Here is a 14,360-nt window from a genome sequence, read left to right as displayed (position 1 = left end):
AGCCTCAACGCATCACATCATTGAAGGGGAACCATTCGCATGCCCAAGATCAAGGTGGAGGGTCCCGTCGTCGAGCTTGACGGCGACGAGATGACCCGGATCATCTGGCAGTTCATCAAGGACCAGTTGATCCTTCCCTACCTCGATGTCGATCTGAAGTACTACGACCTCGGCATCGAGCATCGGGACGCGACGGACGACCAGGTCACCATCGACGCCGCCAACGCCATCAAGCAGCACGGCGTCGGCGTGAAGTGCGCCACCATCACCCCGGACGAGGCGCGGGTCGAGGAGTTCGGCCTCAAGAAGATGTGGAAGTCCCCCAACGGGACCATCCGCAACATCCTCGGCGGCGTCATCTTCCGCGAGCCGATCATCATGTCCAACGTGCCGCGGCTCGTCCCGGGCTGGACCAAGCCGATCGTCGTCGGCCGTCACGCCTTCGGTGACCAGTATCGCGCCACCGATCTGAAGGTCCCCGGCGAGGGCACGCTCACCCTGACGTTCACGCCGAAGGACGGCTCCGAGCCGATCGAGCTCGACGTGTACGACTTCCCCGGCAGCGGCATCGCGATGGCGATGTACAACCTGGACGAGTCGATCCGCGACTTCGCCCGCGCGTCGATGCGTTACGGCCTGTCCCGCAACTACCCGGTCTACCTCTCGACGAAGAACACGATCCTCAAGGCGTACGACGGCCGCTTCAAGGACATCTTCGCCGAGGTCTACGAGTCGGAGTTCAAGGCCGACTTCGAGAAGGCCGGCCTCACCTACGAGCACCGCCTCATCGACGACATGGTCGCGGCGGCGCTGAAGTGGGAGGGCGGCTACGTCTGGGCGGCGAAGAACTACGACGGCGACGTGCAGTCCGACACCGTGGCGCAGGGCTTCGGCTCGCTCGGCCTGATGACCTCGGTGCTGATGACCCCTGACGGCCGCACCGTCGAGGCGGAGGCCGCGCACGGAACGGTGACCCGCCACTACCGCCAGCACCAGCAGGGCAAGCCGACCTCCACCAACCCGATCGCCTCGATCTTCGCGTGGACGCGCGGCCTGGCCCACCGGGGCAAGCTCGACGGCACCCCCGCCGTGATCGACTTCGCCGGCAAGCTGGAGCAGGTCTGCGTCGAGACCGTCGAGGGCGGCCAGATGACCAAGGACCTCGCGCTCCTGGTCGGCGGCGACGCCCAGTGGCTGACCACCCAGGACTTCCTGGCGGCGCTGGACGAGAACCTCAAGAAGAAGATGTCCGCCTAGTCGAATACGGCCTCTATCCGCGGTTCCGCTGCGTGATAGAGGCCGTTTCGCATGTTTGTGAGCCGTCACGGCTCCGGATCGGGTGCGGACACGGCGGCGTCCCGAGCAGCCGATGACGTGCTGGCCGAGAAGAGCTTCGACGCCTCCTCAACACCCGAGAGCCGCTGGACGAAAGCCGCGGCCGCGGCAATCGCGCGCGCCGTGGTGGCCGACCGCCCGCGGTGACCGGCGGGGAGCAGGGGATCAACTCAACGTGCCGGGCGCTCGGTCGGCGAGGCCGCTGCGGTCGGGCAGGGTGCCGGCGACATCGCGCGTGGGGTCCGCTGAGCGGGCCGTACGGCGAGCCGAGCCGCGACCGCCAGCACGGCGACCGCGCCGATCGTCAGGCCCGTGCCCGCCCAGACCGGCGAGGTGAAGCCGAGGCCCGCGCCGATCGTCAGCCCGCCCAGCCAGGCGCCGAGCGCGTTGCCCACGTTGAAGGCGGCGATGTTGCTGCCCGAGGCCAGCGTTTCGGCGCGCCCCGCGTAGTGCATGATCCGCATCTGCAGGCCCGGCACGGTCGCGAAGCCGAACGCCCCCATCAGCAGCAGTGAGACGAGGGTCATCGCCTGGCTTCGCGCGGTGAGCGCGAACCCGGCGAGCACGACCGCGAGTGCGGTGAACACCACCGCGAGAGTGCCGTCGGCGGTCCATCGGTCGGCGGCCTTGCCGCCGGCCAGGTTCCCCACGAACAGGCCGCAGCCGAACAGGATGAGGAGCCACGGCACGGTTGTGGCGGCGAAGCCGCTCACCTCGGTGAGGGTGAAGGCGATGTAGGTGAAGGCGCCGAACATGCCGCCGAAGCCGAGAACCGTCAGAAGCAGTGAGAACCACACCTGCGGGTGCGCGAACGCGGCGATCTCGGCCCGTAGTCCGTCCGAGCGCGTCGCGACGGACCGGCCCGCCGTACGTCCGGGCACCAGCAGTGCCACCCCGCCCATCGCGACCACCCCGATGAGGGTGATCACCCAGAACGTGGCCCGCCAGCCGAACTGCTGGCCGACGAAGGTGCCGAGCGGCACTCCGAGCACGTTGGCCGTGGTCAGTCCGGCGAACATCGTCGCGATGGCGCCCGCGCGCCGGTCGGGCGCCACCAGTCCGGCGGCCACGACCGAGCCCACCCCGAAGAACGCGCCGTGCGACAGGGCGGCGACGATCCTTCCCGCGAGCATGGCGCCGTAGCCGGGGGCGAGCGCGGAGATCATGTTGCCCGCGATGAAGATCACCATCAGGCCGAGGAGCACGTGCTTGCGGTTGATCCTGGTCACGGCTGCGGTGAGCCCGATGCCGCCCACCGCGACGCTGAGCGCGTAGCCGGAGATGAGCCATCCGGCGACCGGCTCCGTGACCCCAAGGTCCGTCGCGACCTCGGGCAGCAGTCCCATGATCACGAACTCGGTGAGTCCGATCCCGAAACCTCCGATAGCGAGAGCGAGCAAGCCTAGAGGCATGACTCATCCATCCTTGGTTGTACAGGCTAAAAGAGCGCGCATGCAACTAATTGCGCGAGCAGCAACATACTTGCAGGCGCGGTATATTTCAAAGCGGGCAATCTTGGCAGGAGGACGGACCGTGGGCATCTCTGACGACGCCGTGCAGATCCGCGCTCGAGGCTGGCGCACCCTGGCCGCGCTCCACGGCATGATCGACACCGCTCTGGAGAAGGCTCTTCAGTCCAGCCTCCGGCTCTCCGTGGTGGAGTACACCGTCCTCGACGCGCTGTCCCGCCAGGACGGCTGGCACATGCGCATGCGGCAACTCGCCCGCGCCGCCGCACTGTCGAGCAGCGCCACCACCCGCCTCGTCACCCGCCTGGAGGATCGTGGGCTGCTGACGCGCGTCCTGTGCCAGGACGACCGGCGCGGCATCTACACCGAGCTCACCGACCAGGGCTGGACCCTCCTCCTCCAGGCCCGCCCCATTCACGACGAAACCCTCGCCGCCACCCTCGCCCAGGCCGGGCAACTCCCCGAACTCGCTCCCTTGGTCACTGCGCTCCACGACGTGGCTGCCTCCGCGTGACCTCCCGCCTCCCCGGGCGGACGGGGAGGCGCCGCGCGGGCTGGTGGCGCGGCTTGCACGTTTCCCCGCGATCTGCGGACCATCTCTTGACGGTGGGGCGCGCGTGGCATAGTTGATCACTTGGGTAGGAGCCTCCCTGTAGGTACACACACCGCTACCTACCGTTACGGTCGTTCGTGTCTCGGGGGGTTCGGATGCGACTGGGAATTATGGGCGGGCTGGGACTGATCGCCGCGGTCGCGATGGTGTCCGGTTGTGACTCGCCGCCCGACACCGCCAGGCTGGCGGACAGCAAGGCCGACGCCGCCACCAAGGTCAAGGTCAGCAAGGCGGCCAAGGCCAAGGCCGCGGCCGCCGTGAAGGCGAACGAGCTGGGGCAGATCCCGGTGCTGATGTTCCACCGGGTCATCCCCAAGCCGACCACGACGGACGACCGGACGCCGAAGCAGTTCCGCGCGGACCTGGAGCGGCTGGCCAAGGAGGGGTACGTGCCGATCACGGCCGCCGAGATGGTGTCCGGCAAGATCGACATCCCGGCCGGCAAGCACCCCGTGGTCCTGACCTTCGACGACTCCTCACCGTCGCAGCTCACCCTGAACCAGATGGGCGTGCCGCAGAAGGACACCGCCGTCGAGATCCTGCTCGACGTGGCCGCCAAGAACCCGGGCTTCCGCCCGGCCGCCACCTTCTACGTGACCCGCGACATGTTCGGCAAGAGCACCCCCGAGGAGCAGGCGCAGATGCTGCTCTGGCTGAAGAACCACAATTTCGAGATCGGCAACCACACCCGCGACCACCTCAACCTGCGCGGGCTCTCGCACGAGAAGGTCGAGGAGCAGATCGGCTCGATCGCCAAGCAGGTCGGCACGTTGTCCTCGGTCAAGCCGACCACGATCTCCCTGCCGTACGGCAACCAGCCGCGCAAGAAGCAGTGGGCCATGCGGGGCAAGCACTTCAAGCACCAGGGGGCGTTCCTGGCCGGCTACACGCCCGCCCAAGCGCCGTTCAGCAAGTCGTTCGACCCGGCGGGCATCCCGCGGATCAAGGTCATGGAGAAGAAGGGCGACTGCAAGCAGTTCTGCTCGCACGCGTGGCTCGACTGGCTCAAGAACAACCCGGACATGCGCTACACCTCGGACGGGGACCCGCGGACGGTCGCGTACCCGAAGTACAAGGCGCCGTACCTGCGGAAGTCGTTCCTCACGTGGAGCCTGCCGTACTGACGGCCGGGGCCGGCCGGCGCGACGTCACCCCGATCGCGTGGTGAAGGCGATGCCGGCCGCCCGCAGCCGGTCGATGAGCGGCCGGCCCATGGCCGAGGCGGTCGTGAGCTGGCCGGCGAGGTCGGGCACGTCGTCGAAGGCCAGGCAGAGCGCCGACTCGGCGAGCATCTTGGCGGTCTCGTCGTAGCCGGGGTCGCCGCCCGCGACCTCCGTGACGACCCGCTCGCCGCCGCCCTCGCCCAGGAACGTGACCTTGAACCAGCTCTTCGCGCGCTGCTCGGGCGACGGACCCTCGCCGGGTTTCACCCGGCTCTGGAGCCAGCCGCGTACGGCGGGGACCTGGGAGAGCGTCGCGAACGCCCCGGCGCCCGCCGCGACCGCCAGCGCGGCCGGGAGGGTCTTGACGGCGATGTGCTGGCGGTAGGCGAAGTCGGGGCCGTAGCGGTCGAGGAGGCGGGCCGAGCGGCCGACGATGCGCGGGTCGACGGTGGGCATCGGGAGCGCCCAGCCGCCCACGTAACGCAGGCCGCCCGCCCTGGCGCTCACCCTGCGGCCGAGGGGCCCTGTCTCGGCGGAGCGGCGCCGGGCGCCGGCCTCGGCGGCCTGCCTGGCCCGTCCGACGATGGACATCGCGCTGGTCAGCGTGCCGCTGGAGAAGCGCGCGTTGGCCCGCAGGAAGGCGCTGACCGTCAGCGGGACGTCCTTGGGCAGCTGGGAGACGGTGTAGAGGGTGCCGAGATCGAAAACGATCGAGTCGAAGCCGCAGGCGTGCACGATCTTGGCGCCGCTGCTGACGGCCCGGTCGTGGTGGCGGACGTAGACCCGGTCCACGAACTCCGGCTCGCCCGTGAGGTCGAGGTAGTGGGTGCCGGCGTCGGCGCACGCGGCGACGAGCGGGTCGCCGTACGTGATGTAGGGGCCGACCGTGGTGGCCAGGACGCGCGTCCGGCGGGCCAGCTCGGCCAGCGAGCCGGCGTCCGTGGCGTCGGCGAGCAGGATGGGTACGTCGAGCCCGAGACGCTCCAGCTTGGCCCGGTCGCGCCCCGCCAGCGCCCACCGCGTGCCGGGGCCGGCGGCGCGGGCGAGATAGGCGGCGGTGAGGGCGCCGGTGAACCCGCTCGCACCGAAAAGTACGATGTCGTAGGGACGGTCCATGATCAGCGGCTCCTGGTGATCGTCTGCTGCACATTCGACCGTGCCCATGGCCACGCCGGCGAACCCCCAAGGTCTCGAAGGCTTAACAAATCCCTGGGAAGTGGCTGGGCGTCGTAAAGTTTGCGTCGTTGGGGTCAAGCACACGTGGGGATGACGAATGCCGCGAATCGCACCGTTGGTGGCCGGCGATCCCGACCACCTGGGGTCGTTCCGGCTGTCCGGACGGGTCGGAGAAGGCGGTCAGGGCATCGTCTACCTCGGCGTCAACGACGAGGGGGAGCGTGCGGCCATCAAGTTGCTGCACGTGAAGTTCAGCGGCGACACCATCGCCCGGTCACGGTTCGCCAGGGAGCTGAAGGCCGCGCAGCGGGTGGCGTCGTTCTGCACGGCCAGGGTGATCGAGGCCGACCTCGACGGTGACACCCCGTACATCGCCAGCGAGTATATCGAGGGCAAGGCGCTGCGTGACCTCGTCGAGACCGACGGGCCGCTCACCGGCACGGCGCTCGACCGCCTCGCCATCGGCACCGCCACCGCGCTCACCGCCATCCACCACGCCTCGATCATCCACCGCGACTTCAAGCCCGACAACGTGCTGATCGCCGCCGACGGGCCGCGCGTGGTCGACTTCGGCATCGCCCGCATCATCGACTCCACCGGCACGATCACCAGCCGGGCCATCGGCACGCCCGCCTACATGGCGCCCGAGCAGATCGCCGGCGACGACATCGGCCCCTACACCGACGTGTTCTCGTGGGGGGCGACCATCGCCTTCGCGGCGACGGGAGAGACGGTCTTCGAGGGCAAGTCGATCGCGGTGGTGCTCAACCGGATCCTCAACCACGAGGTCGACGTCGACATGATGCCGGAGCCGCTGCGGAGCGTGGTGAGCTCGGCGCTGGCCAAGTCGCCGGCCGAGCGGCCCTCGGCCGACCAGATCCTGCTGCGGCTGCTCGGGCAGTCGTCCACGGCGGGGGCGTCGACGGCCGTGCTCACCAAGGGCGTGCAGCTGGCGGGCGATGACACGACGCCGTTCATCCGGGTGTCGGCGGGGTCGATCACCGACCACCCCAGCCGGCGGGCCTCCGCCGTACCGACCCACGGGCCGGCCCACGGCACGGGCCAGGGGCCGTTCCACGGCACGGGCCATCAGACCGGTTCCGGCCACCACGCCCGCACGGCCTGGCCCGCGGTGGGGCACGCCGCGACGGGGACGGAAACGGGCGCCGGGACGGGCACAGGCACAGGGACGGGCACGGGCACAGGGACAGGGAACGCCGCGACGGGGCCTCAGAGCGCGGCAGGGCAGGAGACGGCGCCTCCGGGCGAATCCGGGCCGCCCACGGGCGAGACGGGGCCGTCTGAGGGCGGCGGGACGCCGTACCCGGCGAAGAAGCTCGCCACTCGCGGCCGGCGCCGGTGGGCGAAGGCAGGGGTCGCGGCGGCCGCCGCGCTCGCCCTCGTCGCGGCCGCCGCGGTGGCGGCGACGATGAACGGCTGGCTGTCGTTGCCCTTCGGCGGCACGGCGGAGCAGACGGTCGATCCCTCCCGCCCGAGCGTGGTGGACAAGGTGGCCGGCACCGGGCGGATCGTGATCGGCGTGCGGGGCGACCTGCCCGGCGTCGGCCTGCGCAACGGCGACGGTTTCGACGGTTTCGACGTCGACATCGCCAGAGAGCTCGCCGCGGAGCTCGGCGCGAAGGAGACGAAGTTCGTCCAGGTCAGCAGGGGCAACAGGGCCGACGCGCTGGAGAAGGGCCAGGTCGACCTCGTCGTCGCCGCGTACTCCATCGACAAGGGCAGAACACAGTTCGCCGGCCCCTACTACCTGGCGCACCGCGACCTGCTGGTGCGCGCGGACAGCGACCACGACACGATCGCCGATCTCAAGGGCGAGAAGGTCTGCGCCCCGAGCAGTTCTTCCCTCGGCGAGGTGCAGGAGAAGGTGACGGTCGAGCCGGTGGCGGCCAGCGACTACGCCGCCTGCATGGACCTGCTCAGAAGCGGCAAGGTCGCCGCGGTGCCGGGGGAGGACGTGGTCCTGGCCGGTTTCGCGCAGCGCGAGAGCATGCGCTACAGGATCCTCGGCGCCAAGCTCAACAACGAGCGTTACGCGGTCGGCATCAGGAACGGCGACGTGAAGACCTGCAAGGCGGTCAAGGCCGTCATCGCCGACCTCTACGCCAGGGGTGTCGTCAAGCGGCTCCTGACCAGCAGGTTCGGTAGGGTCGATTTCGAAATGGAGCTGAAGGTACCCGCGATGGAAACCTGTTGATGACGTGCGGGTAACATCCCGAAGGTCAATGAATCGTCCTGCGAGTTAGGGGAAGGCCATGGCGTCGTCAGCCACTGCGCCCGTCAAGGTGACCGTCACCGGAGCAGCCGGCCAGATCGGCTACGCGCTGCTGTTCCGCATCGCGTCGGGGCAACTGCTCGGCGCCGACGTCCCGGTCAGGCTGAGCCTGCTGGAGATCCCGGCGGCGGTGAAGGCGGCCGAGGGCACCGCGATGGAGCTCGACGACTGCGCGTTCCCGCTGCTGTCCGGCATCGAGATCACCGACGACCCCAACGTCGCCTTCGCGGGCGCCAACGTCGCCCTGCTGGTGGGCGCCATGCCGCGTAAGGCCGGCATGGAGCGCGGCGACCTGCTCGGCGCCAACGGCGGCATCTTCGGCCCTCAGGGCAAGGCGATCAACGACCACGCCGCCGACGACATCAGGGTCCTGGTCGTGGGCAACCCGGCCAACACCAACGCGCTCATCGCCCAGCGCAACGCGCCCGACGTGCCCGCCGACCGCTTCACGGCGATGACCAGGCTCGACCACAACCGCGCGCTGTCGCAGCTGGCCGCCAAGCTGCAGGTGCCGGTCACCGAGATCAAGAAGATGACGATCTGGGGCAACCACTCCGCCACCCAATACCCTGACCTGTTCCACGCCGAGGTGGGCGGCAAGGTCGCGGCCGAGCAGGTCGACGGCGACTGGCTGCGTGACACGTTCATCCCGACGGTGGCCAAGCGCGGCGCCGCGATCATCGAGGCGCGCGGCGCGTCCTCGGCCGCCTCGGCGGCCAACGCCGCGATCGACCACGTCCACGACTGGGTCAACGGCAGCGAGTGGACGTCGGCGGCCGTGGTCTCCGACGGCTCCTATGGCGTGCCCGAGGGGCTCATCTCGTCGTTCCCCGTGCGCGCGGCCGGCGGCGCGTTCGAGATCATCCAGGGTCTCGAGATCGACGCGTTCTCCCGGGAGCGCATCGACGCCAGCGTGCGCGAGCTGGAGGAGGAGCGCGACGCGGTGACGTCGCTGGGCCTCATCTGAGCGGCAGGCGCCGCCCGAACGCGAAACGCGCGCCCTCGTCGTCACGGGGGCGCGTTCGCGTTCGTGGGCCCGCCCGGCTAGGGGCAGGCCGCGGTGGGGACAACGGGTGCGGCGGGCACGGACTGGATCGACGGCACGGGCAGGATCGCCGGCGTGGGCTGCAGGGCCGGCGCCGGCTGCGACGTCGCGAACAACACGCCGGCGGCGGCCATCAGGCTGCCCGCCACGACGAGGGCACCGTAGAGCAGCTTCGTGACCCTTGGTGAAAAGCTCCTCACGTTTCGATATCCCAGCACATATCTCGCCTTCTTATCAGGTGTTTGGCGAAAGCGCTCTCCAGGCATCGGAGACGATGTCGCCCAACGCCGCCCGCTCGGCCTTCCAGCCCAGCTCGCGCTGGATCTTCGCGGACGAGGCGACCAGCACGGCCGGGTCGCCGGGCCGGCGGTCGCCCACGACGACGGGGATCTCGTGGCCGGTGACCTCACGGCAGACCGAGATCACCTCCTGGACGCTGAAGCCGGTGCCGCTGCCCAGGTTGTAGATCTTGTGCTCGCCCGGCGTGATCGCGCCGAGCGCCAGCAGGTGCGCCCTGGCCAGGTCGGACACGTGGATGTAGTCGCGCACGCAGGTGCCGTCGGGCGTCGGGTAGTCGGAGCCGAACACGCTCACGGAGTCGCGCTCGCCGGTCGCGACCTTCAGGACGTTGGGGATGAGGTGGGTCTCGACCGTGTGCCGCTCGCGGTAGCGGCCGTGGGCGCCGGCCACGTTGAAGTAGCGCAGGCTCACCGCGCCGAGCCCGCGCACCTGCGCGAACGCGGTCAGCGCGGTGTCGACGGCCAGCTTGGAGGCGCCGTAGGGGTTGGTGGGGCGCGTCGGGTCGCTCTCCTGGATGGGGGAGCGCTCGGGCTCGCCGTACGTGGCCGCGGTCGAGGAGAACACGATCCTGGCCACGCCCTTGTCCCGCATGGCGTCGAGCAGGGCCAGCGTGCCGCCGAGGTTGTTGGCCCAGTAGAGTCCGGGCTTGGCCACCGACTCGCCGACCAGCGACTTGGCCGCGAAGTGCAGCACCGCGTCGGCGCCGTCGAGCGCGTCGTGCGCGTGGGCGATGTCCGCCCGCACGAATCGGGCGCCCTCGGGCACGGCGTCCTCGTGCCCTGTCGACAGGTCGTCGAGTACGGTCACCTCGTGGCCCGCCTCGACGAGCTGCGCCGCGACGACGCTGCCGACGTATCCGGCACCACCCGTGACCAGCAGCCTCATGTTCACTCCTGTTCAAATATGTTTGATTTTGTACGGCTTGCCGTTCAGCATACGCGGGAAAGCGGCCGAGTACGCTGCCAACCACCATGTTTGACACCGTCGTGGCCAACATCGCCCTGGTTCTGCTGTTCATTCTGATCGGCGGCTTCTTCGCCGCCGCCGAGATAGCGATGGTGTCCCTGAGGGACAGCCAGGTACGCCAGATGTCGCAGCGGGGCCGCAGAGGCGAGCGTGTGGCCAAGCTGGCCCGCGACCCCAACCGTTTCCTGTCCGCCGTGCAGATCGGCGTGACGGTGGCCACCATGTTGTCGGCCGCGTTCGGCGCCGACCGGCTGGCCGCCCAGCTCGTGCCCGTGCTCGAAGGGTGGCGGGTGCCCGAGGCCGTCGCCCCCGTCATGGCGCTCGTGCTGGTGACGCTGGCCATCTCGTACGTGTCGCTCGTGCTGGGGGAGCTGGCCCCCAAGCGGCTGGCGCTGCAGCGGGCCGAGGGCCTGTCGTTGTACGTGGCGCCGTTCCTCGACCGGCTCGCCGCCCTGTCGCGCCCGATCATCTGGGCGCTGTCCAAGTCCACCGACGTCGTGGTCCGGCTGCTCGGAGGCAACCCGAAGGCCGACAGGGAGGAGGTCACGACCGAGGAGCTGCGCGAGATGGTGGTCGGCCACACCGACCTGACCGCCGACGAGCGCAAGCTGATCGCGGAGGTGTTCGCCGCGGGCAAGCGGCAGCTCAGGGAGGTGATGCTGCCGCGTACGGAGGTGGAGTTCATGGAGGCGGACACGCCGCTGGACGACGCCGCCCGCCTGGCCGCCACGCTCCCGCACTCGCGCTTCCCCGTCTACCGCGAGTCGTACGACGAGGTGGTCGGGTTCGTGCACGTGCGTGACCTGCTCGACCCCGAGCTGGCCGGGCGGAGCGAGCCGATCAGCGCGGTCGTGCCGATCAGGGCGGCGAAGTTCGTGCCCGCGTCCAAGCGGCTGCTCACCACGCTCAACGAGATGCGCGCGGAGGGCCAGCACCTGGCCATCGTGGTGGACGAGTACGGCGGCACGGCGGGCATCGTCACCCTGGAGGACCTCGTCGAGGAGCTGATCGGCGACATCAGGGACGAGTACGACGTGGAGGAGGACGTCGTGGTCCTGCCGGCGGGCGAGATCGAGATCGACGGCCTGACGAACCTGAACGACTTCGCCACGGAGACCGGCATCCGGCTGCCGGACGGGCCCTACGAGACGCTGGCCGGGTTTGTCATGGCCATGCTGGGGCACGTGCCCGTCGTCGGGGAGAAGGTGGAGGTGCTGGGCTTCGAGATGAGCGTCACCGAGCTCGACGGCCGCCGTATCGCCAGGGTACGCGTGAAACGCCGTCCGGTCGTCGAGTCGCCGCCCGACCAGGATTCCTGACACAATTGCCTGCTATGGCCAGACCTCGTGTACTCTCCGGCATCCAGCCCACAGCGGACTCCTTCCACCTGGGCAACTACCTGGGTGCGGTCCGCCAGTGGGTCACCTTGCAGGAGACCCACGACGCGTTCTACTGCGTGGTCGATCTCCACGCGATCACCGTGCCGACCGAGCCCGACGCGCTGCGCCGCCGCAGCCGCGTGGCGGCCGCGCAGCTCTTCGCCGCCGGCCTCGATCCCGAGCGGTCGACCGTCTTCGTGCAGTCGCACGTGCGCGAGCACAGCGAGCTCGCCTGGATCCTCAACTGCCTCACCGGGATGGGCGAGGCGGCCAGGATGACCCAGTTCAAGGACAAGTCCGCCAAGTTCGGGGAGAGCGCCGCCAGCGTCGGCCTGTTCACCTACCCGATCCTGCAGGCGGCCGACATCCTGCTCTACCAGGCCGACCGCGTGCCGGTGGGCGCCGACCAGAAGCAGCATCTCGAGCTCACCCGTGACCTGGGCGGGCGCTTCAACCACCGGTTCGGCGCGACCTTCCGGCTTCCGGAGCCGTACATCCTGAAGGAGGTCGAGAAGATCACCGACCTGCAGGACCCGACGGCGAAGATGTCCAAGTCGTCCTCCAGCCCCGCCGGCATCCTCGATGTCCTGGAGCAGCCGGGCCCGCTGCGCAAGAAGGTCATGCGCGCGGTGACCGACACCGGCTCCGAGGTGCTGTTCGACGAGGAGAACAAACCGGGCATCAGCAACCTGCTGCGCATCCAGTCAGCGCTGACCGGCACGTCCATCCCCGACCTGGTGGCCCGCTACGAAGGGCAGGGCTACGGCACGTTCAAGAAGGACGTGGCCGAGGCGGTCGTCGAGGCGTTCTCGCCGATCAGGGAGCGCACGGAGAAGCTGCTGTCCGACGAGAAGGAGCTCGACCGGATGCTCGCGATCGGCGCCGAGCGCGCGTCGGCGGTGGCCAGGGAGACGATGGCCCAGGTCCGCGACCGGGTCGGCTTCCTGCCCACGTCGTAGTGGCCGCCGCGGGTGCGACGGGCGCTCAGACGTCGTCGCGCAGGACGGGGCAGGTCATGCAGCGCGCGCCCCCGCGGCCCTTGCCCAGCTCGAAACCGTCGATCTCGATGACCTCGACGCCGTGCTCGCGCAGCTTGCGGTTGGTGAACTGGTTCTTGCGGTAGCCCACCACGACCCCGGGCGACAGGGCGAAGAAGTTGTTGCCCGAATCCCACTGCTCGCGGGCCCGCTGGTGGTCGTCGCCGCCGGTGGGGATGACGTCCAGGCGGCGCACGCCCAGCGACTCCTCCAGCGCGTTCACGAAGCCGGTGTCGCGGCGCACGTCGAGGGTGCCCGGCTTGTCGCCGGGCCGCAGCGAGTAGGTGGTCGCCGCTTCGAGGAACGGCGGGTACGCCGTGGCCTTGTCGACGTCGAGCAGCGTGAAGACGGTGTCCAGGTGCATGTACGACCGGCTCTTCGGCACGTGGACGGCGATGACCCGCTCGGCGACCTCCGCCGCGAACAACGACAGCGCCAGATGCTCGACGGTGCGCGTGGTGGTGCGCTGGCTGATGCCGACGGCGACCGTCCTGTTGCCGATGGGCATCATGTCGCCGCCCTCCATCGCCGCCGTGCCGTAGTCCTTCTCGTTGAAACGCCGGTCGTCACCCGCGAACGGATACCAGAAGCCGAAGTCGCGCCCCGCGAACATCGGGTGGTGGTGGTAGATCGTGGACTGGTTCATCGTCTCCAGCAGCCGGACGGGGAAGAACATCGGGTTCAGCGCGACGCCGCCGTACAACCAGGCCGAGGGGTCGCGCTGGTAGAGCGAGTTGGGCAGCGGCGGCAGGATGAACTCCCCGCTCTCGCCCGCCGCGGCGACCAGCGAGGAGTGCTCCAGGGCGGCCGTCCCGAACTCCTCCTTGGTCAGACCGCCGATCAGGGCCGCGGCGAGCCGGTCGCCGCTCCACCCGGCCAGGGTCTCCCTGACGGTGTCGACGAGGACCGGGCCCACCGTCAGGTGGGTGACGGTCTCCTCGATGGCGTGCCACTTGGCCTCGAAGCCCGTGTCGAGGGCCTCGGCCAGCAGCTGCTGGTGGTAATGGACCTCGATGCCGCGCTCGCGCATCAGGGCCACGAACGCGTCGTGCTCCCGCTGCGCCTGCTCGACCCAGAGGATGTCGTCGAACAGCAGCTGGTCGCTGTTGGCCGGGGTGAGCCGCCTGAGGCTGAGCTCCGGCCGGTGCACGATGACCTTGCGCAGAGTGCCCACCTCGGAGTGGACGCCGAACCGCTGATCGTTCATGGTGATCTCCTCGGACGGTGATCAGCGAACCCGCCCGACCCCGCGCGAACGCCGGGCCGGGCTCCCGAACATCCCCGTCCGCGTCACCGGCCAACCGCGTCGCGCGGGGCCTTGGAGATTTCCTGCCTCCCCCATGGGAGGCCGCGCGAGGTCAGCCGCGCCGCACGACCCGGTGCACCCGCAGCAGCGCCCGCAGGGCGGCCAGGCTTGGCCGGGTGAACCGGGTCTCGCCGCGGACGGCCGTCCAGCCGGAGGGTCCGCGGTCGAAATCCCAGCCGGGAAACTCGCGCGTCGCCTCCTGAAGCAGTCTTTCCATGACGAGATGGGCACTTGGCGCTGTGGTCATGAACGCAGAGTGGCACCAGGACGCCGCACGG

At 69.8% G+C, this 14,360-nt stretch carries 13 protein-coding genes; 7 read left to right on the top strand and 6 right to left on the bottom strand.

Translation table 11 applies throughout. From position 1 onward, the window contains the following. Window positions 1–39 precede the first annotated feature (39 nt). Window positions 40–1,257: an NADP-dependent isocitrate dehydrogenase gene (locus ACZ6SA_RS09080; protein ID WP_347646626.1), complete on the top strand. Its 1,218-nt coding sequence runs from the start codon at window positions 40–42 to the stop codon at window positions 1,255–1,257. Between the two features lie 248 nt (window positions 1,258–1,505). On the opposite strand, the gene ACZ6SA_RS09075 is transcribed toward ACZ6SA_RS09080, so the two are convergent. Continuing rightward, window positions 1,506–2,747: an MFS transporter gene (locus ACZ6SA_RS09075; RefSeq protein ID WP_465827330.1), complete on the bottom strand. Its 1,242-nt coding sequence runs from the start codon at window positions 2,745–2,747 to the stop codon at window positions 1,506–1,508. Window positions 2,748–2,868: 121 nt separating this feature from the next. Here ACZ6SA_RS09075 and ACZ6SA_RS09070 point away from each other — a divergent pair, with 121 nt between their 5' ends. Both ACZ6SA_RS09070 and ACZ6SA_RS09065 read left to right on the top strand, forming a co-directional pair. Further along, window positions 2,869–3,318, top strand: coding sequence for a MarR family winged helix-turn-helix transcriptional regulator (locus tag ACZ6SA_RS09070; RefSeq protein WP_443153048.1), 450 nt, complete (start codon window positions 2,869–2,871; stop codon window positions 3,316–3,318). A gap of 194 nt (window positions 3,319–3,512) precedes the next feature. Then, complete coding sequence (locus tag ACZ6SA_RS09065; RefSeq protein ID WP_465827329.1) at window positions 3,513–4,541, top strand: polysaccharide deacetylase family protein; 1,029 nt, start codon at window positions 3,513–3,515, stop codon at window positions 4,539–4,541. A 24-nt stretch (window positions 4,542–4,565) separates the two neighbouring features. On the opposite strand, the gene ACZ6SA_RS09060 is transcribed toward ACZ6SA_RS09065, so the two are convergent. Then, window positions 4,566–5,696, bottom strand: a complete 1,131-nt coding sequence (locus ACZ6SA_RS09060) for a saccharopine dehydrogenase family protein (protein WP_347646629.1) — start codon at window positions 5,694–5,696, stop codon at window positions 4,566–4,568. 157 nt (window positions 5,697–5,853) lie between these two features. On the opposite strand from ACZ6SA_RS09060, the gene ACZ6SA_RS09055 reads away from it, so the two are divergent. Together ACZ6SA_RS09055 and ACZ6SA_RS09050 are read left to right on the top strand one after the other, a co-directional pair. Further along, window positions 5,854–7,971: a serine/threonine-protein kinase gene (locus ACZ6SA_RS09055; protein WP_465827325.1), complete on the top strand. Its 2,118-nt coding sequence runs from the start codon at window positions 5,854–5,856 to the stop codon at window positions 7,969–7,971. Between the two features lie 58 nt (window positions 7,972–8,029). After that, complete coding sequence (locus ACZ6SA_RS09050; RefSeq protein ID WP_347646631.1) at window positions 8,030–9,016, top strand: malate dehydrogenase; 987 nt, start codon at window positions 8,030–8,032, stop codon at window positions 9,014–9,016. A 77-nt stretch (window positions 9,017–9,093) separates the two neighbouring features. Here the strand turns inward: ACZ6SA_RS09050 and ACZ6SA_RS09045 are convergent, their stop codons facing one another. Beyond that, window positions 9,094–9,294 carry a hypothetical protein gene (locus ACZ6SA_RS09045; RefSeq protein WP_347646632.1) on the bottom strand — a complete coding sequence of 67 codons (201 nt, stop codon included), beginning with the start codon at window positions 9,292–9,294 and terminating at the stop codon, window positions 9,094–9,096. A 34-nt stretch (window positions 9,295–9,328) separates the two neighbouring features. After that, a complete protein-coding gene (gene galE / locus ACZ6SA_RS09040) occupies window positions 9,329–10,279 on the bottom strand; it encodes a UDP-glucose 4-epimerase GalE (RefSeq protein WP_465827323.1) in 951 nt (316 codons plus the stop codon). An 86-nt stretch (window positions 10,280–10,365) separates the two neighbouring features. On the opposite strand from galE, the gene ACZ6SA_RS09035 reads away from it, so the two are divergent. After that, the gene (locus ACZ6SA_RS09035) at window positions 10,366–11,679 is read left to right on the top strand and encodes a hemolysin family protein (RefSeq protein ID WP_347646634.1); all 1,314 of its coding nucleotides are present in this window, start codon (window positions 10,366–10,368) and stop codon (window positions 11,677–11,679) included. 14 nt (window positions 11,680–11,693) lie between these two features. Beyond that, window positions 11,694–12,698: a tryptophan--tRNA ligase gene (gene trpS / locus ACZ6SA_RS09030; protein ID WP_347646635.1), complete on the top strand. Its 1,005-nt coding sequence runs from the start codon at window positions 11,694–11,696 to the stop codon at window positions 12,696–12,698. Between the two features lie 25 nt (window positions 12,699–12,723). Here trpS and ACZ6SA_RS09025 read toward each other — a convergent pair whose 3' ends face one another. Together ACZ6SA_RS09025 and ACZ6SA_RS09020 are read right to left on the bottom strand one after the other, a co-directional pair. Next, window positions 12,724–13,983 carry an arginine deiminase gene (locus ACZ6SA_RS09025; RefSeq protein ID WP_465827322.1) on the bottom strand — a complete coding sequence of 420 codons (1,260 nt, stop codon included), beginning with the start codon at window positions 13,981–13,983 and terminating at the stop codon, window positions 12,724–12,726. A gap of 151 nt (window positions 13,984–14,134) precedes the next feature. After that, complete coding sequence (locus ACZ6SA_RS09020; RefSeq protein WP_347616638.1) at window positions 14,135–14,299, bottom strand: hypothetical protein; 165 nt, start codon at window positions 14,297–14,299, stop codon at window positions 14,135–14,137. Window positions 14,300–14,360: the final 61 nt, after the last annotated feature.

Source organism: Nonomuraea sp. NPDC049378, from assembly GCF_055586745.1.
The sequence above is the reverse complement of the archived record's forward strand: the minus strand, read 5'-3'. Positions and strand labels throughout refer to the sequence as shown.